The sequence below is a fragment of the Microbacterium sp. NPDC064978 genome (genome assembly GCF_044543605.1).
Taxonomy (GTDB): Bacteria; Actinomycetota; Actinomycetes; order Actinomycetales; family Microbacteriaceae; genus Microbacterium; species Microbacterium meiriae.
In genome coordinates this window covers 515,406-536,977 of sequence record NZ_JBITWF010000001.1, presented here as the reverse complement: position 1 = coordinate 536,977, position 21,572 = coordinate 515,406, and the positions used below count along the sequence as shown (strand labels likewise).

The following is a 21,572-nucleotide window of genomic DNA, read 5'->3' as shown; positions in this document are numbered from 1 at the left end:
AGGGGATGACCGACTACACACCGACCACCGAGGAGGTTAGCGCTGCGTGTTCGCGCTACATGAGCAGTGAAGACTTCGCTCGTTGGCTGGTTGCTCATGATGCCGAGGTGCGGGCAGGGGGCGGCATCCGTTTGCGGGAGTTCCACAACGACGGCGTGTGGCGAGATGACACGGGCACGATCTGGGTTCAGCAGGCCGAGCTCGTTGACGCGGTGCGGGCTGGTGTCGTAGCCGAGGAACCGGGAAGCGAGTACGGCGTCAAGTTCGACTGGAAGCCCGAGCCCTCCTACGTCGGGTCATATGAAAATTGCCGCTACTTCATGGATCAGCCCAATGATTCTCTCGAAAAGCATGCCTATCCCGACGACACGAAGACGCTCCTGCGTCGTCGTAAGGCTGGCCCGTGGGTGCCGGTGAAGCAGGAAGGAGCCGACGGTGGCTGACGAGCGGCCCTGCGGCAACGCGCACGTCCACGGCCGCCACTCGTGGGAGGAGGGGGAGCCGGCCGCGAAGTGGAACGTCTGCCGCGGCGTGGAGGCCGCGGTCCTCGACGACCGGTCGCCCGTCCTCGCGGACGTGACCGGCATGACGTTCCCGTACCTCTGCACCCGATGCAACCACCCCCACGACGCCAGCCAGCTCACCGGCTGGCACCGCTACCTCGACTGCACCGCCTGGCGCTGCCCGGCCTGCGGTTCCCTCATCGACGACCGCCCCGTGGCATGGGGTGGGTCAGCGATCCCACTCGACCAGGAAGGACGAGAGAGACGATGACCGACCAACCCGTGCGCCGCCAGGCGATGATCCTCGACTTCCCGGACGGACATCGCGAGTACAGCCCCGAGGTCGAGGTGATCCCGGGGAAGAGTGTCGGCGACTTCACCCTGAATCCCATCGTGCCGTTCCGGCGCATCCCCGAAGGAGAGAAGAACCATGAGCACTGACACGCTCGAGAAACCGGACACCGTCACCACCGACGCCGGCGACCACGACCTGTTCTCCCACTACGCCCGGAAGGACGACATCGAGAGGTCGATGTTCGAGGGTGTCGAGATCACCGCGCTCTGCGGGAAGAAGTGGCGGCCGTCCCGCGACTTCACGAAGTTCCCCGTCTGCGGGACGTGCAAGACCATCCTGGAAGGAATCCCGGAGTGACCACCCGAGCCGACTACATCCGCTCCGACGAGCTCGCCGACGCCGCCGTCCGAGTCAGCGACCTCCCGAAACTGTTCGGCGTCAGCCGCTCAACCATCGACGGATGGATCGCGAAGGACGCCATCCACACGTTCGAGCACCCCATCTCGGAGGCGACGGGGCGGCCGCCACTCGCCGTGCGCTTCGGCGATCTCCCCATCGACAAACCGGGCACGACACGGTGGCACGCGAAGAGAAACCGGAAGAACCCCTGATAGAGTCTCTATGGTTGGACTCGTCCATACCCCACACCCTCGCCCTCGGCGGGGGTTTCGTCGTTAAGACCCTCCTCCTGGCATCCCTCGGTTGACCCATCGCGGTCCCGGTCGGCTCAGTCGTAGGCGGCGAGCGACGAACGCCCCGAAGAGCCGGACACCACCGCCGGAGCGCACCAACTGGCGTGCATAGGGGCAACAACTGAACAGACCCGAGCCAGTTCGGCTGCGGCGGGTCGCACGGCCCTGTAGCTCAGCGGGAGCGCCCACCTGTCAAGTGGGAGGCCGGGAGTTCGATTCTCCCCGGGGTCGCGAGAGGTGCGGGTCTTTCGACAACTTCGGGTGCGCGGTACCCAGCCCGCCCAGGCACCCCGAGCCGGTCCCGCACCTCCCAAGACGCAACTTCCCTTCGACCCCCCCGGCGGTGCAACATGCGCGTCATCCTCGGCATCGCCTGCGGCCTCACCGCCAGCATCCTCGCCTACGTCCTGTGGCGCCCGACGCTCGCGTGGACGCTCACCCGCGTCCCACCCTCCACGCATCCCGACTGCCACCCCCGCTTCCGGACCTGGCACCTCGGCATCGAGACCCTCGAGGAGCCCCGTTGAGCACCGCAGCTCGCAAGGCGCGCAAGCGCGCTGGCACCGCCTACGTGAAGGCACGCAAGAAGCCCACCCGGCGCTTCGACGAGCCCCGCGGCCTCGGCCTCATCACGGGCCCCGAGATCATGGTCCGCATCCTCGCCCGGAGGTCGAAGTGACGATCGCAACACCGCCGCCGACGATCGAGTACACCTGCCGCGAGTGCGGGACGTCGTGGAACTCCCCGTCGGCCGCCGGCGAGTGCGAAATCATGGACATCGCCGAAGCACGGCAGGCGCGGCGCGAGAAGGGCTGACCCGCCGTGGCCTGGTCGACCAGCAACCGGAAGTCGCAACTTCCCGACGACTGGCCCCAGATCTGCAAGTTCATCCTGAAACGCGATCGCAACCGATGCCAGCACATCCGATTCGACACGGAACGGAAGTGCCTGCAATACGCAAATCAGGTCGATCACAAGGATCAGTCGCGGTCGTGGGATCACTCCCCGTCGAACCTGCAATCCCTGTGCGAGTACCACCACCGCGTGAAGAGCTCGTCGGAGGGCGGCACGGCCGCCTCAGCGCGCCGGAAGGCTGCAAAGAAGCGCCGGCACCCGGGACTGCTCCCGTAGCTGCAACTAGCCCCGGTCGAGGTCCGTGCGAGCGCCGCGGCCGGGACGGTTCGCCCACCACGCGTCGATCGTCTCCTCCGACCATCCGCCGATCGGTCCGATCCGAACGTCCGGGTCCGGCATCTTGCCCTGCGCCGCATAGTGGCGGATCGTGCCCGCCGCCAGCCCAAAGCGCGCTGCAACTTCGGCGGGGCCAAGATACTGCACGGTCATGCCTGCAATTGTCCCATGAGCTGTAGAATCGGCCATGGTTCCTTCCCTTCGGTTGGATTCCGCGCCCCGGCTCTGTTTCACCCTCCATCGGAGGTCGAGCCGGGGCATCTTCATGTCACCAGTCCTGCAATTCCCCAGGGTCCGTGACATCGAACAGTGCAACTTCCCCCTCGACCGGCGTCCGCCGCTCTCCCTGCGGCCAGCGCACGCCCGCGAGGGGCTGCAACTTCGGGTCGAAGTCCCGCTCCCGCTCCGGCGGTTCGAGCAGGCCATCCGACCCTGCAACTTCGCTCACCGCCGCGACCGCGCCGCGAGCCGCGACAGCACCCGCCGCGCGTGCTCCACCTGATCCGGCCGACGGTCCCGGTACACCCCGGCGTCGAGCATCCGCAGCTCGAACCGCGGGCGCAACTTCCACCCGCCGATCCGATTCTGACGACGGATCTCGACGAGGATCGGGTTCGGCTCCGTGTTCGTGCTGACGGCGAGCTCCTGCGATGCGAACATGCTGCAACTTCCCTTCGATACCCTCCCCGGCTGTCTCACCTGCCGGGCGCTGCAATCTGCAACCGTGCGCGTCCCGGCCACGACGCCGGCGCCGCCTACGCGGAACGCGCGAACCTGCAACTAGAACACCTGACCCCACGCCGCGTCCGCTGCAACTTCGACGACCGCGGGCACCTCGTCCGCCCACTCCGTGAACGGCGCAACGTCCGGCGTCGTCCCGTTCGCGATGATCGTGTGTACCTGCTGCCGGGACAGCCCGACCGCCCGCGCAATGGCTACCTTCGTCGCACCCTTCGACGCCGCGTCAAGGATGAGCGCGTCACGCTCCAACGTCAGCCGCCGCAGCATGTCGAGCTGGTCGAGAGCCCTATCCGCCGAGTCCTCCCACGCGACCTGCTCCCGCTCCTCAGCGGCGCGCTCCCGCCACTGGGAGAACGTCACCCGCTCCGTACCCCAATGCTCAATCCACCACTGCCGGAACTCAGACGTGACGATGCCGCGGACCATGTGCGCCGCGCCGTAAAACGCCGCCTGCTCCGTCGTGAACCCGCGCGCCGCCGCCTTCGCAAGGTACGCGTTCGCGCGGGGCGTGTTCTGGAACAGGTACGTGACGCCGCCGGCGTGATCGTAGAACCGTGCAAGTTCGCCCGCCACGTAGTCCGCCCACGCCGCGAAGTCGTCCCGATAGATGCTCATGGTGTTCCCTTCGGTGCCCGGGTGTTTCACTTCCCGGGATCGTGCAATGAGGTGCCGTGCCTGTCAGCCGGCCGGCGTCAGCGCGTACCCGCGGCCGTCGATCCAAACGGCGTCCTCGCCGCCGACCTCGCCGGCGCTGAAATCGTCACTCATGACGTAGTCGGCCGCGTTCGGGTGCCCATCCCACTCCGGCCGCGGAATGAGCCGCGAACGGCGCTCAACGGTCGCGGACGGGTCGCGCTCAATGTCGCCGGCGTACTCCGTGAGTACGTCGCCGTCCAGCGCCGCAGAGTAGGGCGTGAATCCGTCTTCCCAGTCGAAATAGCGCATTGCCTGTTCCCTTCGTCGTCCCCACTGTCTCACCGGTGGGGTTGTCCCGTGCCGCGGTCGTGAGCCGCCGACGCCTACGCGTAGCACGGGGGAGCGGTTCAGTCGCGGATGACGTGCGACACCCGCCCGGCGCGGGTGAGCGCGAACGTGTGTTCGTCTTCGCGGTACTCGGGGTTCTCGATCCCGTAGACCAGGCTCGCGTTGTCTGAGATCCGGACCGTGACAAGTGCGTGCTCTGTTGCAGGGAACACGAGCCCAGTCTCCTGACCATCACTCCCACGGAGAGGGGTTTCGTCGCGGTGCCCTGTGTCGAGGACGATGGACATAATCGGGTTGCCGTACACCGTGTGGCCGTGGCGGATGACGCGGGTAACGCGTCCGGTGATCGTGTTCTGTGCGGACATGGTTCCTATCCCTTCGGTAAGCCCGGTGTTTCACTTCCGGGTGCGTCCGTGTCTCGGTCGTGAACCGTCGCCGCCTACGCGGGGACACGGGATTCCTCAGCCCTGAACGTCTGCGCCCGTCGCTCCCTCAACCCAGCACACGCCGCGCCCGTCCAGTGCTTCCCAGCACGGCAACACGGGAAGGAACGCCTGCGCCTCTGCCAGCGTGGGGAAGTACACGGTGACGCCGACCGGCAACGGCGGCTCAACACAGCCCGTGTCCGTGTCGTCCTCGCACTCACGCGGCGCCGCCTGCTCCGCGCCCTCGACCACGGGAGCGACAACGGGAGCATCCGGGGCAACGGCATCCGCGGCAACGGGAGCCGACGACTCGACCGCGCCCGGCTCCGCGCCGACCGTGCCGGCGTCATCCGTGCCGAGCTGCTGCGCCGGCGTCGCCTCACCGGTGACGACCGTAGCCGGCTCATCCGCGGGGACCGTGCCCGCGTCCGTCGCTGCGATGCACGCCATGAGCGCGATACCCGCGGCGAGTCCGCCGAGTCCCGCAAGGCCGAGCTTCTGTGTTCCACGCATGGTGTCTGTTCCCTTCGGTTGTGGTGTGCCGGTGTTTCACTTCCGACACCACTGACTATACACACACCCGTGTGTCATGTCTACCCCCAGTCCACACCCACCCACAGGCACGCCCACGGCACACATTCCCACCCCCCAGCCGGACCCGACACACGCCCACCGTCCAGCCAGCCGACACCGACCCGCCGCACACGACACCGCGCATGTGTCAACCCACCTGACACCCCGGGGCCACCACCCCCCGCCCCCCACCTCGCCCCGCCCGCAAGCGTTCTGCCTCTCGCGGTGCGCGCGAGTCTGGGGGGTCATGATGCGGCCCCGGTCGCGCCGAATGGAGACCGATGCCCGACCTCGTCGAAGCCACCTGGCCGGATGCCGATGTCGCGTGGCAGGGCGTCTTCGAGGGCGACCTCCGCTGGTCGATCTCCCACGGCGTCCACGTCTTCGTCTTCAACGACGTCGAGGCGCTTCGACGGGCGTGCGGCGACGCGGAGGCGGGCGCGCACTCCATCACATACCGGAAGCCGGACTCCGCCGGCGTCGGCGCGATCGTCATGCTCGCTCAGCCGGTCACGCTGTCGGCCATCGTCCACGAGGTCACGCACGTCGGCCTGTTCTGGGCGCGTGGCACGACTCGGCGGAAGCAGCGCGCGTTCAACTTCCTCAACCACCACACCGAGTACCTGCCGGAGCTCATCAGTAACCTCTCGTCGGTGCTCTGGTTCTCGCTCCCGCAAGACCTGCTCGAGCCTCTCGGCGTCGAGCCCGCAGATTCCGACTGACCCCACTTCATCACCGTCTGGTGACCGTTTCGGTCGCCGGCTTCCGTTTCGGGAGAGGGAACACCATGCCTGGCAAGGGACCGGCGCCGTCCGAACGGCGCTCACGAGCTCGCGACAACAAGACCCGCGACATCATCCGCTCCGACGGCCGCATCGGCGGTTGGGACTTGCCCGACGACGTGCTCCCGATCCTCCCCGACGACGAGCAGGTCGACCCGGACCGCGTTCTTCGCGAGCAGTGGAATCCTGCAACCGTCCGCTGGTGGAACAACTGGCGGGAGTCGCCACAGGCCGCGAAGATGGTCTCCGCTCCTGACTGGGACTACATGCTCGACACGGCCCTGCTGCATCACCAGATGTGGGAGAGCGGTGGGAAGAACTCTGAGCGTGCCGCTGAGATCCGTATTCGGGTCGCGAACTTCGGTGCGACGCCCGCTGACCGTCTGCGTCTACGCGTCGAGATCGAAGTCCCGGAGGAATATCCCGTGGGGAACGCGAAGAGTTCGAATGTCACGAGCATCGACGACCGCCGCAAGCGGATAGCGGGGGAGTGAACGGTGCCCCGGCGTCTGATTCGCGCGAAGGGGCACGACAGGAACAGGTCGCTCGGCTGGCTGGCCGTGTGGTGGATCGAGACGTTCGTCGTCCACGGCCGCGGTGGCGGCACGGGCATGCCGATCAAGTACGGCGACGAGTACACCGGCTTCATCGTCGACTGCTACGGTCTCGACGCTGCCGGGAAGCGGTTCTACAACTCCGCGTTCTTCTCGCGCCCGAAGGGCACTGACAAGTCCGGTGTCGCCGCGGCGCTCGTGCTGTTCGAGGCGTTCGGACCCTGCCGGTTCGCTGGCTGGGCGAAGGGCGGCGAGACCTACGAGTTCCTCGGCCAGACGTACACGTACCTCAAGGGCGAGCCGATGGGCAAACCGATCAAGTCCCCGACCGTCAAGATCATGGCGACGGAAGAGGGCCAGACCGGCAACGTCTACGACAACGTTTACTACAACCTGACCGACGAGAACGCGCCCCTCTACGCGCTGAAAGCCGTCTACGGAGTCGACGCGGGCAAGACGCGCGTCCTCATCCCGCACAACGGTGGCCAGATCACGCCGTCCACCGCCGGCGCCGCGTCGAAGGACGGTGGGCTCGAGACCTTCGCGGTCTTCGACGAGACCCACCTCTACGAGACGCCCACGCTCCGCGCGATGTACGACACCGTCGTCCGCAACCTGTCCAAGCGCCGCAAGGAAGGCACGTGGTTCATCGAGACCACGACGATGTACGAGCCCGGCGCCGAATCGGTCGCCGAGGACACGTACTTCCTCGCCGACCAGATCGAGGAGAAGAAGGCGCGCAGGCCGCGTCTCCTCTTCGATCACCGGTGGGCTGACGTCGAGTCCCTGGACAAGATCAAGGTGCCGGACCCGACTAAGCGCGGCGGCCAGCGGCTCGAGACGGAGGAGGAGTACCTCGCCCGACTCACCGACGCGTTCTACGAGGCGTTCGGCGACGCGATCGCGTGGAACGACCCCGAGGGCATGCTGGACGACCTGTTCGACCCGCGGCGGTCCGAGGAAGACACCATCCGGTACTTCTTCAACGCGGTCGTCGCGGGGAAGCACTCGTGGCTCAAGCTCGTCGAGTGGTCGCGGATCAGCCTGCAGGCGCGGCTCGCCGAGGCGAAGGAAGCCGGCACCAAGCTCGGGTTCCGTCCGCCGGCGCGCGGCGACAAGATCGCGCTCGGGTTCGACGGATCGCTCAACTCGGACGCGACCGTGCTCATCGCATGCCGCATCGACGACGGCTACGTCTTCCCGATCGGAATCTGGGAAGCGCCCGACTCGAAGGAAGCGAAGCACTGGACGGTCGACCATCAAGAGGTCGAAGCCGTGCTGGACGAGACCTTCAAGAAGTTCAAGGTCGTCGCGTTCCTCGCCGACCCGCCTCACTGGCGCGACTACGTCGACCGGTGGGAGACGAAGTACGGTCCCGACCTGCTCGTCAAGGCGTCCGAGGCGAAGCCGATCACGTTCGAGACGAACCAGCACACCGTGATGGCGAAGGTCGTCGAGCGCACCGAGACCGCGATCAAGTCCGGGGAGCTCTTCCACGGGAACCACAAGGTGCTCACTCGGCACGTGCTCAACGCGTCCCGGTGGAAGCGCTCAGCGGGTGACGTCATCGGCAAGGACCGCAAGGGCTCGATGAAGAAGATGGACGCTGCCGTCGGCATGTGCCTCGCGGTGGAAGGCCGCGCGCGGTACAGGAAGCAGTTCAAGAAGCGGACGGGCACGGCTCGCCGAGTCCGGTAACCCCGGGGAAACGAGGTGGAGAGTGCTCACCGAAGCGAACATCCCGGACACCGACGACTGGTGGCTCATGCGCCTGGCGAATCGCCTCGGCACGGGCCTCCCGCGGATGGAGAAGCTGCGCTCGTACCGTGACGGCGACGCCCTGCTTCCCGCCGACTCGTGGGACGCCGCGACGAGCGAGCAGTACCTCCGCTTCATGCGGCGATCGCGACTCCACGTCGCGGAGACGCTGCGGGACGCGCGCACCGACCGACAGGAGGTGATCGCGTTCCGCACGTCCGCCGCCGGCGACGAGAACGGCGACCTGGTCGCTCAGGCGATCTGGGACCGCTCGCGCATGGCCATGCAGTCGGTGCCGCTGTTCAACGACCTCGGCGACTACGGCCGCGCGTACATCATCACCGCGCCGGACTCGAACGGGAAAGCGCTCTGGCAGATCGAGAACGAGTGGACGACGATCAGCGAGCAAGACCCGCGGTTCCCGTGGGTCACGCGCGCTGCGATCATCGTCGGCTACAACTCGATCCTGCGGACCGAGGAAGTGACGCTCTTCCGGCCCGGCTACTACCGAGTCGCGTACCGGTCGACGAACGTCCCCACGCTCCCTGCCGATGGCACGACGTGGACGGTCACGTCCGACTGGTCGTGGGTCTCCGAGCCGATCCGGACGGGAGCGATCGACGAGTGCATCGTCACGCAGCTCGCGACCCCCGACGGCGCCGGCATCTACGAGAAGCACCTCGACACGCTCGACCGGATCAACGAGATCACGCTGAACGCCCTCACCCTCATCGTCATGCAGTCCTTCCGGCAGCGCGCCGTGATGGCTGACCTCGACGAGGTCTACCCCGAGGATCACCCCAAGGCGGGGCAGGAGATCGACTACGACGAGGTGTTCCGCACCGGCCCCGCGGCCCTGTGGACCCTCCCGTCCTCCGCGAAGATGTGGGAGTCCGCAGCGACCGACGTGCGACCGATCTACGAGGCGCGCAAGGACGAGCTGAAAGACCTCTGCACGATCACCCGCACGCCGATGAGCCTGTTCGACTCGTCGAACGCGAACCAGTCGGCGCTCGGCTCGCAGATCAGCCACCAGCCGCTCGTGAACGCGGTAAACCGCATGAACCGGGTCGCGGGCGTCTCGCTGGCTCAGGCCATGTCCCAGTCGCTTCGCATCGAGGGGCAGGACACCCGGTCCGAGTTCACGAAGATCGAGGTCGAGTGGGCGAAGGTCAACCCGGCCACCCTCGCCGAGAAGGCGGAAGCCGCACCGAAGTTCAAGGGCGGTGGCGCCACGCAGGCGTTCATCGACGCCGAGGTGTTCGAGATGACGCCGCAGCAACGGCGGCAGGCCGAGACCGACCGCGCCGACGAGGCGTTCAACGCGGCCCTCGCGATCGCGCCGGCGACCCGCCAGGCGGTGAGCACGACAGGAGCGAACGATGGCGAATGAGGATCTCAAGTACGAGCACCTCGTCGCCACCTACGCCGCGCAGCAGGAGTCGATCGTCGAGGCGCTGCTGAGAGCTCTTCTGCAGATATGGCTCCCCTTCGTGTGGTGGGGTCGACCCGATATGGTGAACGCTGCAGCCGCAGCGTCCGCCGTCCAGGTCGACGCCGCCACACGGCGGGCACGCCGCACCGCCCGCGCGTTCATGCTCCGCCAGCTCGAGCTCGTCGACGCGCTCCCGGACGAGCTCCCGCCGATCGAGGACACCTACGAGCGCGGCGGAACGTCCATCGTCGAGGTCTACAAGCGACCCGCCCGGCAACTCGAGCACCGCATCCGCGAGCGCTTCCGCAACCCCACCACGGAGACCGTCGACTGGCCCGACCGGGTGCCCGACGAGGTCTGGAAGACGTTCGAGGATCGGCTGACGTCGATCGTCAACGACGACATCGCCGCGGTCACCCGCGACGAGGCGCAGAAGGTGATGGCGGCCTCCCCGAAGGTCATCGGCTACCGCCGAGTAATCCACCCGGAGTTCTCCAAGACGGGAACCTGCGGGCTCTGCATCGTCGCTGCCTCGCGCTTCTACTCGAAGTCCGAGCTCATGCCGCTCCACGACCTGTGCAAGTGCACGATCTCGCCCCTGACGAAGGACCGCGACCTCGGGCTGCGCCTCAACGAGGCCGACCTCGCGCGCATCTACGCGGCCGCCGGCTCCAACTACGCCGACGACCTCAAGCGCATCACGGTCCAGGTGCGGGAGCACGGCGAGCTCGGTCCGATCCTCACGCGCAAGGGCGACGCATTCCGCAGCCTCGCGAAGGTCAACCGCGACTCGAAGCGGAAGCAGTTCACCCCCTACGCGCGCATGACCGCCGACGACCAGCGAAGGATGTGGGAGTCGCAGCTCGCGACCTCCGAAAGCGGCCTCCGCATCCTCCTCGACGCGCGCGACAACGGCACCAACCTCGTCGACATCACCGGCAAGGGGGAGACCCCCATCCCGGTGAAGGACATCGACAAGGCGATCGCCTGGTACCGCTCGCTCATCGCACGGGCCGAGTCGAACCTCGCCTGACACAGACCCCCCACCTCGATCCGGGGCGGGTTCCACCTTCCGATCCGGAGGACTCATCACCATGCTCACCCACCAGCCCATCCGTATCCTCGGCCCGCAGTTCGCGCCCGCATGGCACCGTCCGTGGTTCCGCTACATCGACCCCGTTCCGGGCGCCGAAGCGGGCACGCAGACGCCGCCGGCGCCGGGGGCTTCCGCGCCGAAGGAGGAGAACCTCGGGTTTCCCAAGGACACCCCCCTCGACCAGATGAAGCCCGAAGAGCGCGAGGCGTACTGGAAGAACCAGTCCAAGGTGCAGCAGCGCATCGCCGAGGCGGAGAAGCGACGGGCGAGCGCATACGAGCAGTTCGGCACGGTCGAAGACCTGCAGAACGCGGCCAACGCCGCCGAGCAGGCCCGCCAGGCCGCGCTCAGCGACGCCGACCGCGCGCTCGAGCAGGCGAAGACCTCGGCCAAGGCCGAAGGATTCGCCGAGGGCACGAGCAAGGTGCTCGGGTCCGCCGTGAAGGGATGGCTCATCGCGCTCACCAAGGGCGCGAGCGAGACCGTCGAAGCCGCAACCTCCCGCGTGGAGGGTGCGATCGAGTTCGCCGATTTGACGAAGTTCGTCGGCGACAACGGAGAACTGGACGCCGCCAAGGTCCAGACGTTCGCGCAGTCCCTCGGTTCGGCGGACAGCAACGGCACCCAGTCGGGAGCGGCATGGGGACAGCGGTTCCACAGCGACCACGCTGACCGCATCCCTCCTGCACCCGGTGCGACCGGTTCGGTCGCGTCGATGGAGCAGGCCGCCTACGACGCCATGAAGCCCAAGACCACCGCCTAAAGGAGGCACTGATGTCTGATTTCCAGATCAAGTCTCGTGCGACCGGCGCGAAGCAGGACACCCGCTGGCGCGCGTCGGCGCACGGTGAAGACGCTGCGCGCCCCGGTCAGCTCGACGTGTCCGCGTTCACCGCGGGGACGCACTACAACATCCCCGGCCAGGACAAGAACGTGATCCCCTCGGGGGTCGCGGTCGCCCTGCTCGCCAACGGCCTGTACGGGCCGTACAGCGCGACGGCTGGCGCCGACGACAGCGACCCGCGTCGCACGCTCGCCGGCTACGTCGACGACAACGAGGGCGTGTCCCTCGGCGACAACCCCGCGACGGCCAAGCCGACGTTCGCCCGCCTCGTGCACGGCATCGTCAAGCCCTCGCTCCTGCCCATCGCTGCTCAGCGCACGACCGTGAAGACGGCCAAGTCGAGCGGCTCGTTCACCTACGTGGAGGACTGACCCATGGCGTTCAGCAAGAACCACCGCACCCCCGCGCAGCTCACCGCGTTCGCCCGCGCTGCGTTCCGCCTCCACGTCGAGTCCTTCGAGACCGCCGACATGCTCCCGCTCGAGGCCTCGCCGACGCTGACCTACTCGGTCAACATCGGTCAGTCCGTGCTCCCGGCCGCGGCCTCGTACCGCAGCTTCAGCACCGAGTCCGAGGTCGGCACGCTCGAGGGCGGCCAGACCGCCGACGGCAAGCTGCCCCCGATCTCGATCCGGACGCCCGTCGATGAGCACCAGCAGCTCGTGCTGATGAACATGGACGACGCGATCGGCGAAGCGTTCGAGAAGCGCGCCCGCCGCAACGCGCAGGCCGTCGGTTCGCGCTTCGTGCTCGGCCAGGTCGAGGCGCTCGTCTCCGGCAAGGTGACGATCCAGGAGCGCGGGCTCAGCGTCATCGTGGACTTCGGCCGCAAGGCCGCGCAGACCGGCACCGCGCCGACCCTGTGGAACGCCGCCGGCGCCGACCCGATCTCCGACCTCGACGGCATGCGTGCCGTCATGGGCAAGGGCATCTCGTCCATCGTCATGCCGCGCACGATCCTCGCGCTGCTGCAGACGAACGTGGAGATCATCAAGCTCGTCGTCCAGCGCGGGGACAACCTCCCCACCCGCGTCAGCGAGACGGACGTCCGCTCGCTGCTGCGCGAGTGGGGCTACGGCGAGGTCCGCGTCAACGAGCAGACGATCGTGAACCGCGCCGGCGTCGAGCAGCCGCTCTTCCCGACCGACCGCATCTCGATGCTGTCGGGCTCGCAGTTCGGCTCGACGCTCACCGGCATCACCGCTGAGTCGCTGTCGCAGGACAACGGCATCTCGCGGGCCGAGGCCGCCGGCGTGTTCTCCGGCGCGACCCACACGCACGACCCCGAGGGGTACAACGTGCTCGTCTCCGCGATCGGCCTGCCGATCCTGCAGGCGCCCGACAACACCGCGTCCCTCAAGGTCGCGTAACCCCACCCGGTCACTGCGGGGCGGCTCCTTCCCGGGGCCGCCCCGCACCCGTAAGGAGAAGGTCTGCCATGAGCAACACGAAGCGAATCCTCAACGGTCACGTCGCCCGCATCATCGGTGGCGTGCTCGTCACCGCCGGCCCCGGAGACGCGGCGCCCGACTGGGTGACGAACCCGGCACTCATCGACGCGCCGAGCGCAGAGCCCGCCAGCACCGACGCCAGCCAGCCCCCGGCGCCCGCCCCGTCGGCGTCGAAGCCCGCACCGTCGGACGAGAACACGGACGACCTGTCCGGCCTCGGCATCAAGGAGCTGCGCGACCTCGCCGAGGCGACCGGCGTCGCGAAGAGCGGAAGCAAGTCGGAGATCGCCGACCGCATCCGCGCGAAGCGGTCCGAAGCGAAGCCCCAGGGCGACGCCGGAGCCGCTGACGACGAGGCGACGGACCGCGACGCACTCGTCACCAAGGCAACCGACCTCGGCATCGAAGACGCCGAGAACCTGACCGACGACGAGCTCAACGCCGCGATCGAGTCGCTGGGGGAGTGACCACATGACGACGCTCCCCGAAGTCTCGCCCGACGAGATCCCCAAGCACTCGACGGTGGACGTCTCCGACCTCGCCAATGGGTACCTCAAGGGCAAGCTCGGCGAGGTCGTCGACTCGATCAAGAGTCGATGGGGGAGCGTCGTCGCCGCCCGCCTGGAATCCGGTGTCCTCACCCTGCGCCTCTACAACGCCGTCGTCGTCCGAGTCGCTGCCCGCGTCTTCGGCAACGAAGAGGGCTACAAGGAGGAGCACGAGGGCCAGTACGGCTTCCAGCGTGAGTCGCTCGCGGCATCCGGCTACATCTGGTTCAGCGACATCGACGAGCGCGACCTCACCGGTCGCGTCGCGCCGAAGCGCGGCGGCCGCGCCGGCACCGCGACGCTGAGCAGACAGAAGGGGTGGCCCTGATGTCGCTCCTCGGCCGCCGAGCTCCTCACACCGTCCAGGTCCAGAAGCGGAAGATGGTCCGCAACGAGCGCGGCCAACGCGAGTACGTGCCCGACGGAGCGCCGATCACGGTGCGCTGCATGGTCGAACCTGTGCGCGACTGGTCATCGTCCGAGGAAGTCGAGACGCTCGGCCTGCAGGTGGTCGACCTCGCGATCGTCCGCTCCCGCCAGTGGCCCGGAGACATCAACTCCTACGTCCTCTTCAACGGTGCCGAGTACGAGACGGTCGGCGCACCTCAGAGCCATTCCGTCTCGAAGCGCACGGGGCACCACCGAGTCACGATCAAGTGGCTCCGCGACCTGTAGGAGGCCCGGATGTCCTACGTCGACCCTCGCGCCGGTTCCATGGCCGCGCAGATCGCAGGCCAGAGCCGCGAGATGGACGTCGTCGCGCAGCGCGGCCTCCGCGCCGTGCGCTCGGTTGCCGCGTCGCACCGCCTCACCGGCGACTACCTCAGCAAGACATTCGTGGCGACCGTCCCCTCGGTGCAGCCATCGAAAGTCGGCCCCATCGACGACCGCCTCATCGTCGCCGACGACAAGGCGGCCGTGTCGATCGAGTACGGCCACCTCGTGCGCTTCAAGAACGCCCGCCGCGTGAAGTTCGTGCCGGGCCAGCACATCATGAGCAAAGCGCTCCGGGCGGTGAGCTGATGGGCCTCCTCCTCGACAACGACGGCCTGTTCCAGACGCTCGTGCGGGAGATCGCGCCCGCCCACTCCGACGTGGCCGCCGACCTCGACGTCGGCACCTTCGCCGCACTGCCCCTCGTCACGCACTACTCGCTCGCGTCGCAAGACGGGAACGGGCGCGACCTGTGGACGGTGACGCTCACCCTCAGCGTCTTCGACGACCCCCACACCGCCTTCGCCCTCGCCGACACGCTCTACACCGGCGTGCACGCCTGGGACGAGCTGCCCACGGCCGGATTCGTCGCGGGCATCGGCGCCGTCGAGTCCATCCTCAACGAGATCTCTGCATTCTCCCGGGTCGGCGGAGAAGCGCAGATGGAAGCCAAGTCCGCGATCCAGCTCACCGGCTCGTGGCAGCTCGCCGTCCGCAAGTTCTAGTCCTTCTGCGCCCCTCGGGGCGGGTCTGCAACCCCAACACCCAGGAGGAACCGTGTCTGTCGACGCAACCACACTCGTAATCCCCGGGCACGGAACTGTCTTCCACGCCCCCGTCAACACCGTCCCGCCGGCGACGCCGCTCGAGGCGTTCAACCTGCAGACCGACGGCCCGTCGCCGTGGAAGAACCTCGGTCACACGTCGAAGCAGAACACCATCGCCTTCACCAAGGAGGGCGGTGAGAAGGAGTCGATCGACACCTTCCTCGCCGACGCCGTGCGCACCACGACCAGCTCGGTCACCTGGGGCGTCACCGTCGCCGCGCTGCAGTTCGACGGCGCCACGCTCGACCTCGCCTTCAACGGCGAATTCGACCCGGCGACCGGCGGCTACACCGTCGCCACGCCGAAGCCGCTCTCGACCGCCCTGTTCCTGTACTTCCAGGACTCCACCGGGTCGGTCGGGTTCTGGATTCCGAACACGGAGGTGTCGCTCGGCGACGCTCCGTCGGTCGACACGGCGCAGTTCCTCGAGCTGCCGCTCTCCGTCTCGATCCTGTCGGCGGCCAACTCCGCGATCCCCGCGGTCGAGGGTCGCGCCGGCGTCTTCCAGATCTTCAAGACCGGGCTCGCGGCTCCCACGCCGTAACCCCCTACCCGTCCCCCTGGGTGCAGTGCCGCAGACCCGCCCAGGGGGACGTCTTCCTCACCAGGTCTGCACCGCACGAAAGAGGTCTGCAATGACGACTCCCACGAAGCCGCAGGATCGGAAGTCTCCGGCCCGCAGCAAGGCACCGAAGCCCTCCGAGGTGATCGAGGCCGAACAGGACGCCGAAGAGCTCCGCCGCGAGCTGCTCGGCGACATGCCGCCGCTCCGCGAGCCGCACCGGTTCCGCCTCGGACACCGCAACGCGTTCACGAACCTCACGCTCGACGCCGCGAAGTCCGGTGCCTTCGATGGCAACGGCGACGGCGAGGGCATGCTCGAGTTCGACATGACGAAGCCCGAGGACATCGAGCGGTACCAGAAGTTCGCCGCCTTCGTCGAGTCGATCGACGAGTGGGCCGAGACCATCGCCGAGGACAAGGACGCCTACGCCGCCTGGTCCGAGGGGAAGACCGAAGAGCACTTCGTCGCCCTCTACATGCACTACCGGGACGAACTGGGGAAATCGCGCAGCTCCGAGAGCTGATCGACGAACTCGACACTCAAGGAGCGCTGCGCGCAGACCTTGCCCAGTTCTACCACGGGCTCAACATCGACGACGTGTGGGCGGGCAAGGTCTCTGCCCACCACGTCGTCATCCTCGCCGAGCACCTCGTGCTCAACCCGCACTCGCGCGTATACGCCCTCCGGGGTGGCTCGCCTGAGCTGCAGGGGTGGGACGCCGCGACCGTCGTCGCGGTCCGCACCCACAACCTCATCGCCTCGCTGATCCAGGGACTCGCCGGGAAGAAAGACCCCGGCATGTTCATCGACTATCCGGGCGCCGAGGAACAGGAGACGACCGTGCAGCCGCGAACCATCGCGGAGCTGCTCAGCGGGTCGCTCGACAACTTCATCAAAGAGTAGGGGTGACACGGATGGCAGGTATCAACCCCGGGCGTAACGCAGGTCGCCTGTCCATCCGTGTCGTCCCGAACACCAACGAGTTCCGCCGCGACCTCAAGCGCCGCCTCGACCTCATCGAGAAGAGCACGTCGATGACCCTGCGCGTGAACCGCGCCCGCCTCGACAGCCGCCGCATCAAGGAGGACATCCGCCAGCAGCTCAACAGCCTCGGCGACCTCGACGGCGGCGTCCGGTTCAAGGCGACGCCCGATGTGCAGGACATGAAGGACATCGTCGCGCCCGTGCGGCTCACGATGGACCGCCTGACCGTGAACCGTCTGCGCCGCGACATCGACAAGACCCTCCGCGACATCGAGGTCAAGATGACCCCGTCGATGGAGGACCGTCGACTCCGCCAGCAGCTCGACGGGCTGAGCGCCGAGTTCCACGACCTCTCGGGCCGCCTCGCCCGGGACATCCTCTCGCCCGAGGACGCCGAGAAGCTGCGCCTTCGTCTCAACGACATCAAGGACCACATCGACCACGTCGCGCGCGATCGCGAGACGCGCATCGAGGCCAACCCGTTCACCGCGTGGGCGTCCGCCCGTCTCGCCTGGCTCACCCGTCCCCGAACGGTCGAGATCTTCGCGAAGGTCTCCAAGGCGTCCGTGGTCTCCGCCCTGACCACGCTGTCCGCCCTGTCCGGCGCCCGGCTGTCGTGGAAGTGGATCGACGATCTCGCGACGTCGATGAAGAACCTCGACAAGAACCTCCCGTCGATCATCGGGTGGACCACGAGCATCACCTCCCTGGTGGGTGCGATCTTCGCCGCCACCAGTGGGCTCGTCGGCATCGGCCAGGGGCTCTTCTCGATCCTGCCGGCGTTCCTGGTCGTCCCCGGTCTCATCCTCAACGCCGTCGGTTCGCTGACGGCGCTGATCGTCGCGCTCCGCAACACCGGAACCGAGCTCGCCGACCTCAAGGACGACATGTCCGAGCTCGGCGGGATCATCAACGACGCGTTCTGGGGCCAGGCTCGGCAGCCGATCCTCGACCTGGTCAACGACCTCATGCCGCAGCTCCGGACCTCGTTCCGCGAGCTCTCCACCGGCATCGGCCAGTTCACCGGGGAACTCGCGAAGGCATTCGGCGAGGAGCTCGGCGACGGCGGCCTCGAGAAGATCTTCTCCGGCATCGCCGAAGGCTGGCGCATCCTCTCCACGGGCGCGCCCGCGTTCGCCGGCGCCATGACGTCGCTCTCGCAGGTCGCGGCGAAGTACACGCCCCGCCTCGCGCAGTGGTTCGTCCGGCAGGCCAACACCTTCGACCACTGGCTCGAAGCCGTCTCCACCGACGGTCGTCTCGACGGCTGGATGGAGAACGCGATCCGGTCGATGTACGACCTGTGGGACGCGACCACCGGCATCGCCGGCGTCTTCGAGGGACTCTGGCGCGCCGCCGACTCCGCAGGCTCGAAGGGGCTGGCTGGGTTCGCCGACATGATGCAGCAGTGGGACCGCATCGTCAACGGCGCGGACTTCCAGCGCGGACTCACCGCCGTGTTCCGCGGCGCGAGCGTCGCGATGACCGCGTTCGGCGACGGCGTCACCGCAGTCGGTCGGCTGATCCTCGGAATCGACCGCTCCATCGAGAAGTTCATCGGCTCCGCCGGTACCTTCCTCGGCGGGCTCATCGAGGGCGCAGCGAACGCGCTCAACCAGCCAGCCGTCGACAAGGGCCTGCTCGACCTGTCGAACGGGCTCGTCCGCGCGCTCGAGGGCATCCTCCCTCACCTGCCGACGATCGCCTCGACCTTCGGGAGCTTTCTGGGGCTGCTCGGCGACCTCGCGGGGACGCTCCTGCCTACCGCGGTGGGTGTGCTCGCAGAGCTCATGCCCGCGGTCGACCGGCTGATCTCCCAGATCAGGGATTCCGGCGTCCTCGAGACCCTCGGAGACGCCGTCATCCAGATCGCGGAGCAGCTCGGCCCGACCCTGGACGACTTCGTCGAGGCAGCGGGTCCGGTGCTGATCGACGCCATCGTCGCTCTCGCCGAAGCGCTGGTCGACATCCTTCCCGTGCTCACGTCGCTCATCGAGACCCTCGGCGAGTGGATCTCCGCCCTCGGCGAGTGGTCCCGCGCCAACGGGGACTTCTTCGACGGCGTGCGCGAGTTCATGGGCTGGGACATGGACTCCTCCGGCGCGCTGCAGCAGCTCAACAAGCTCGGCCAGTTCAAGCCGAAGGACGACGGCAACCCGTTCACCGTCGAGGTGTCCTTCGACTTCGACCGGTACTGGAACGACAACCGCATGACCGTCTCCGAGAAGGCGCGGGGCATGGCGAAGGTCTTCATGGACGAGTACGAACGCGTACTCGCCACCGAGGGCCAGGGCGCCGCCGATGCGCTGGTCGACGAGATGCGCAACATCGAGGGCATCCCGCCCGAGGTGATCGCGAAGATCAACGAGCAGTTGCAGCAGGGCTTCGCCCTCCCGGACCTCAGCGCGACGGAGATCTCGAAGCTCGAGACGGTCGTCGACAAGGTCAAGAAGGCGTTCAAGGAGGGCGGCGCCGAGGGCGCGACGGAGATGTGGAACGAGCTGCTCGGCAGCTACTCCGCGTATCCGCTGAACGACAACGTGCGCGCGTGGGCGGAGTCGGAGTTCAAGGACTTCGGCTTCGAGCTCCCGGACCCGAAGTTCGCCCCCAGCGCGGCCGACACCGCGGCGTCCGAGGCAACACGCATCGCGGAGCGCATCCGGAAGTCGTTCACCGACGGCAAGGGCAGCAAGGCGTGGATGGGTGAGTTCTGGTCCGTCGACCTTGGCACTCGCCGTCAGATCATGGAGGAGCTCGGAGACCTCGCCGACGAAGCGAGTGAGGCCCTCGACCTCAACCGGAACGGACGTGGGGGCGGAGGCGGCGGCCGCGGGGGAGTGAGTTTCTCCCGGCAGCTCGCGGACGGCATCCAGCTCGGCATGCCCGAGCTCGATCGCTCGATGAAGTCCATCCAGGACTCCGTCAAGCGAGGGATGGCCGGCTCCGAGACGTGGCTCACGCCGAGCGGCACCGCCATGATGGGCGGCCTCAAGGCCGGGATCGACGGCGTCACGCCGACGATCTCGACCGACTTCTCCAACCTCGGCGGGGTCTTCCGCGGCGCAATGTCGGCGGCAGGCTCGTGGCTGATCCCCACGGGCGCGGCCACCATGGGCGGAATGCGCGCCGGCGCGCTCTCTGGACGCTCCGGCGTCGTCGGGGCGTTCAGCGGGCTCCGCGGCTCCATCGGATCGGTGCTCGCCGGTGCGGACGGCTGGTTCTACAGCGTGGGCGCCGCCCTCATGCGGGGCATCGCCCGCGGCATCAGCGACAACAGCGGCGCGGTCTCCCGATCGGCCGCCGCAGCCGTTGACCGCGCCGTCGTCGCAGCGAAGGCCGCAGGAGAGATCAAGTCGCCGTCGCGCCGCACGAATCGAGAGATCGGTCTCCCTCTCATCCAGGGCGTGGCGCTCGGCATCACGAAGGGCGCCGCCGGCGTCCGCAAGTCGATGGTCGACGCCATCGACTTCGACGGGATCTCCACGGCGACTGGGCTGGGCGGCACCGCTGGCACCGCGCGTGCAAGCGGTGACACCTACCAGTTCTACGGGGTCACGACAGACACCGCCGCGTCGGAAATCGGCTCGGTGATCGAGCAGACGAAGCGGCGCCGGTTCAACCGGACCGGGGCACTCAGGAAGGCGGTGGTGCGGTAATGGCGCCATACATCCTGAGTGTCCCGGCACCGCTTCCCGCTCCCGTCGAGTCGGCGTGGCAGTCGCTCTCGCTGGTCTGGGTCGGGTGGGACGGGTCTGAGTGGGATCTCAACTCGCGGGAGCAGGGCGCGATGCTCTTCCGCCGCGGAGTCGAGGGCCTGCACAACCCGTCCATCACCCGCCACACGTCGACGTCGCGGGGCGTGCCGGGTAACCGGCTCCGCGGGTGGCGAGCCGAAGCCCGAGCGGTGTTCTGGCCGATCTACCTGTGGGGCGACGACTCGGAAGAGTGGCGCACCCGGCATAACGCCTTCTTCCGCAGCATCCACCCGGACCGCGAAGGAAAGTGGCTGGTCACGGCGGGCACCGAGACGCGCACCCTCCGCCTCACGGGCACCTTCGACGAGCCGCACCAGTACGACATCGACCCGCAGCTCCACGGCTGGGCGCAGTACGGGGTGACGCTCGAGGCGGCGCAGCCGTTCTGGGAGGGATCACCGGTCGTATGCGGCCCTTGGCAGGCGGCGAATCCTGTCGACTTCTTCGGCGACGGCGGCCCGCCCTTCCACATCTCCTCACAGTCGTCCTTCGACGCCGCAGCGGTGACCAACCCTGGCGACATCGAGACGTGGGGGAAGTGGACGGCCGTCGGCCCGTTGACGGATGTTGAGCTCGGCGTCGACGGAGCGGTCATCGACCTGCCGTTCGCGATCCCGGACGGCAAGACCCTCATCATCGACACCAGCCCACGCAATCAGACGGCAACGCTCGGCGACACGGTCGCAGACCCGGCGGACTTCGTCGGCGAAGACGTGACCGAGGAGCTCGGCCTGCAGAACTACGCCTCCGTGCCGGACGGCGCCGGAGTGCCGCTGCACATCGCCGCGACGGGCGCCGGATCGATCCAGTTCGAGATCACGCCGCTGTACTTCCGTGCGTTCTGAGAGGAGAGCC

The 21,572-nt window shown here is 67.9% G+C and carries 32 protein-coding genes and 1 tRNA gene; 27 read left to right on the top strand and 6 right to left on the bottom strand.

The features are described 5' to 3' along the window. Positions 1-5 precede the first annotated feature (5 nt). From ACIGJI_RS02770 to ACIGJI_RS02730, 9 genes are all read left to right on the top strand, one after another. Positions 6-443 (top strand): hypothetical protein, encoded by a 438-nt coding sequence (locus ACIGJI_RS02770; RefSeq protein WP_366243811.1) that lies wholly within the window; start codon positions 6-8, stop codon positions 441-443. After that, complete coding sequence (locus ACIGJI_RS02765; RefSeq protein WP_366243809.1) at positions 436-774, top strand: hypothetical protein; 339 nt, start codon at positions 436-438, stop codon at positions 772-774. The genes ACIGJI_RS02770 and ACIGJI_RS02765 overlap by 8 nt, the downstream gene beginning before the upstream one ends. Beyond that, positions 771-944: a hypothetical protein gene (locus ACIGJI_RS02760; protein WP_366243807.1), complete on the top strand. Its 174-nt coding sequence runs from the start codon at positions 771-773 to the stop codon at positions 942-944. The genes ACIGJI_RS02765 and ACIGJI_RS02760 overlap by 4 nt, the downstream gene beginning before the upstream one ends. After that, complete coding sequence (locus ACIGJI_RS02755) at positions 934-1,155, top strand: DUF3039 domain-containing protein (RefSeq protein ID WP_366243805.1); 222 nt, start codon at positions 934-936, stop codon at positions 1,153-1,155. Before ACIGJI_RS02760 ends, ACIGJI_RS02755 begins: the two co-directional genes overlap by 11 nt. Then, the gene (locus tag ACIGJI_RS02750) at positions 1,152-1,409 is read left to right on the top strand and encodes a hypothetical protein (protein ID WP_366243803.1); all 258 of its coding nucleotides are present in this window, start codon (positions 1,152-1,154) and stop codon (positions 1,407-1,409) included. Before ACIGJI_RS02755 ends, ACIGJI_RS02750 begins: the two co-directional genes overlap by 4 nt. Before the next feature lie 242 nt (positions 1,410-1,651). Next, a tRNA-Asp gene (locus ACIGJI_RS02745) sits at positions 1,652-1,721 on the top strand. 119 nt (positions 1,722-1,840) lie between these two features. Then, positions 1,841-2,017, top strand: coding sequence for a hypothetical protein (locus ACIGJI_RS02740; protein ID WP_366243801.1), 177 nt, complete (start codon positions 1,841-1,843; stop codon positions 2,015-2,017). Further along, positions 2,014-2,169, top strand: a complete 156-nt coding sequence (locus tag ACIGJI_RS02735) for a hypothetical protein (RefSeq protein ID WP_366243799.1) — start codon at positions 2,014-2,016, stop codon at positions 2,167-2,169. The genes ACIGJI_RS02740 and ACIGJI_RS02735 overlap by 4 nt, the downstream gene beginning before the upstream one ends. Further along, positions 2,166-2,306 carry a hypothetical protein gene (locus ACIGJI_RS02730; protein WP_366243797.1) on the top strand — a complete coding sequence of 47 codons (141 nt, stop codon included), beginning with the start codon at positions 2,166-2,168 and terminating at the stop codon, positions 2,304-2,306. Before ACIGJI_RS02735 ends, ACIGJI_RS02730 begins: the two co-directional genes overlap by 4 nt. A gap of 321 nt (positions 2,307-2,627) precedes the next feature. Here ACIGJI_RS02730 and ACIGJI_RS02725 read toward each other — a convergent pair whose 3' ends face one another. The 6 genes from ACIGJI_RS02725 to ACIGJI_RS02700 all read right to left on the bottom strand — a co-directional run bounded on the left by ACIGJI_RS02725 (position 2,628) and on the right by ACIGJI_RS02700 (position 5,344). Continuing rightward, positions 2,628-2,834: an XRE family transcriptional regulator gene (locus ACIGJI_RS02725; RefSeq protein WP_366243795.1), complete on the bottom strand. Its 207-nt coding sequence runs from the start codon at positions 2,832-2,834 to the stop codon at positions 2,628-2,630. 291 nt (positions 2,835-3,125) lie between these two features. Continuing rightward, positions 3,126-3,341 (bottom strand): hypothetical protein, encoded by a 216-nt coding sequence (locus ACIGJI_RS02720; protein WP_366243793.1) that lies wholly within the window; start codon positions 3,339-3,341, stop codon positions 3,126-3,128. A gap of 120 nt (positions 3,342-3,461) precedes the next feature. Beyond that, positions 3,462-4,037 carry a hypothetical protein gene (locus ACIGJI_RS02715; protein ID WP_366243792.1) on the bottom strand — a complete coding sequence of 192 codons (576 nt, stop codon included), beginning with the start codon at positions 4,035-4,037 and terminating at the stop codon, positions 3,462-3,464. 63 nt (positions 4,038-4,100) lie between these two features. Continuing rightward, positions 4,101-4,367 carry a hypothetical protein gene (locus ACIGJI_RS02710; protein ID WP_366243790.1) on the bottom strand — a complete coding sequence of 89 codons (267 nt, stop codon included), beginning with the start codon at positions 4,365-4,367 and terminating at the stop codon, positions 4,101-4,103. Positions 4,368-4,465: 98 nt separating this feature from the next. Next, positions 4,466-4,771, bottom strand: a complete 306-nt coding sequence (locus tag ACIGJI_RS02705; RefSeq protein ID WP_366243788.1) for a hypothetical protein — start codon at positions 4,769-4,771, stop codon at positions 4,466-4,468. Positions 4,772-4,867: 96 nt separating this feature from the next. After that, positions 4,868-5,344, bottom strand: coding sequence for a hypothetical protein (locus tag ACIGJI_RS02700; RefSeq protein ID WP_366243786.1), 477 nt, complete (start codon positions 5,342-5,344; stop codon positions 4,868-4,870). A gap of 341 nt (positions 5,345-5,685) precedes the next feature. Here ACIGJI_RS02700 and ACIGJI_RS02695 point away from each other — a divergent pair, with 341 nt between their 5' ends. From ACIGJI_RS02695 to ACIGJI_RS02610, 18 genes are all read left to right on the top strand, one after another. Next, on the top strand, positions 5,686-6,126 hold the full coding sequence (locus ACIGJI_RS02695; protein WP_366243784.1) for a hypothetical protein: 441 nt from the start codon (positions 5,686-5,688) through the stop codon (positions 6,124-6,126). Positions 6,127-6,191: 65 nt separating this feature from the next. After that, the gene (locus ACIGJI_RS02690) at positions 6,192-6,680 is read left to right on the top strand and encodes a hypothetical protein (protein WP_366243782.1); all 489 of its coding nucleotides are present in this window, start codon (positions 6,192-6,194) and stop codon (positions 6,678-6,680) included. A 3-nt stretch (positions 6,681-6,683) separates the two neighbouring features. After that, entirely contained in the window at positions 6,684-8,438 is a 1,755-nt protein-coding gene (locus tag ACIGJI_RS02685) for a terminase TerL endonuclease subunit (RefSeq protein WP_366243780.1), read from the top strand. Between the two features lie 22 nt (positions 8,439-8,460). Beyond that, on the top strand, positions 8,461-9,891 hold the full coding sequence (locus ACIGJI_RS02680) for a hypothetical protein (RefSeq protein ID WP_366243778.1): 1,431 nt from the start codon (positions 8,461-8,463) through the stop codon (positions 9,889-9,891). Further along, on the top strand, positions 9,881-10,966 hold the full coding sequence (locus ACIGJI_RS02675; protein WP_366243776.1) for a hypothetical protein: 1,086 nt from the start codon (positions 9,881-9,883) through the stop codon (positions 10,964-10,966). Before ACIGJI_RS02680 ends, ACIGJI_RS02675 begins: the two co-directional genes overlap by 11 nt. A 61-nt stretch (positions 10,967-11,027) precedes the next feature. Beyond that, positions 11,028-11,792: a hypothetical protein gene (locus ACIGJI_RS02670; RefSeq protein ID WP_366243774.1), complete on the top strand. Its 765-nt coding sequence runs from the start codon at positions 11,028-11,030 to the stop codon at positions 11,790-11,792. Between the two features lie 11 nt (positions 11,793-11,803). Then, entirely contained in the window at positions 11,804-12,244 is a 441-nt protein-coding gene (locus ACIGJI_RS02665) for a hypothetical protein (protein WP_366243770.1), read from the top strand. A 3-nt stretch (positions 12,245-12,247) separates the two neighbouring features. After that, positions 12,248-13,243, top strand: a complete 996-nt coding sequence (locus ACIGJI_RS02660) for a major capsid protein (RefSeq protein WP_366243768.1) — start codon at positions 12,248-12,250, stop codon at positions 13,241-13,243. 68 nt (positions 13,244-13,311) lie between these two features. Next, a complete protein-coding gene (locus ACIGJI_RS02655) occupies positions 13,312-13,791 on the top strand; it encodes a hypothetical protein (protein ID WP_366243766.1) in 480 nt (159 codons plus the stop codon). Positions 13,792-13,795: 4 nt separating this feature from the next. After that, on the top strand, positions 13,796-14,200 hold the full coding sequence (locus ACIGJI_RS02650; RefSeq protein ID WP_366243764.1) for a hypothetical protein: 405 nt from the start codon (positions 13,796-13,798) through the stop codon (positions 14,198-14,200). A 53-nt stretch (positions 14,201-14,253) separates the two neighbouring features. Next, positions 14,254-14,547 (top strand): hypothetical protein, encoded by a 294-nt coding sequence (locus ACIGJI_RS02645; RefSeq protein WP_366243762.1) that lies wholly within the window; start codon positions 14,254-14,256, stop codon positions 14,545-14,547. Positions 14,548-14,556: 9 nt separating this feature from the next. Beyond that, complete coding sequence (locus ACIGJI_RS02640) at positions 14,557-14,895, top strand: DUF5403 family protein (protein WP_366243760.1); 339 nt, start codon at positions 14,557-14,559, stop codon at positions 14,893-14,895. Continuing rightward, positions 14,895-15,311: a hypothetical protein gene (locus ACIGJI_RS02635; protein ID WP_366243758.1), complete on the top strand. Its 417-nt coding sequence runs from the start codon at positions 14,895-14,897 to the stop codon at positions 15,309-15,311. The genes ACIGJI_RS02640 and ACIGJI_RS02635 overlap by 1 nt, the downstream gene beginning before the upstream one ends. A gap of 52 nt (positions 15,312-15,363) precedes the next feature. Further along, a complete protein-coding gene (locus ACIGJI_RS02630; RefSeq protein ID WP_366243756.1) occupies positions 15,364-15,957 on the top strand; it encodes a hypothetical protein in 594 nt (197 codons plus the stop codon). Positions 15,958-16,048: 91 nt separating this feature from the next. After that, entirely contained in the window at positions 16,049-16,501 is a 453-nt protein-coding gene (locus tag ACIGJI_RS02625) for a hypothetical protein (protein ID WP_366243754.1), read from the top strand. 74 nt (positions 16,502-16,575) lie between these two features. After that, entirely contained in the window at positions 16,576-16,881 is a 306-nt protein-coding gene (locus ACIGJI_RS02620) for a hypothetical protein (protein WP_366243752.1), read from the top strand. Positions 16,882-16,892: 11 nt separating this feature from the next. After that, positions 16,893-20,618, top strand: a complete 3,726-nt coding sequence (locus ACIGJI_RS02615) for a hypothetical protein (protein WP_366243750.1) — start codon at positions 16,893-16,895, stop codon at positions 20,616-20,618. After that, positions 20,618-21,562, top strand: a complete 945-nt coding sequence (locus ACIGJI_RS02610; RefSeq protein ID WP_366243748.1) for a hypothetical protein — start codon at positions 20,618-20,620, stop codon at positions 21,560-21,562. Before ACIGJI_RS02615 ends, ACIGJI_RS02610 begins: the two co-directional genes overlap by 1 nt. The last annotated feature ends 10 nt before the right edge of the window (positions 21,563-21,572 follow it).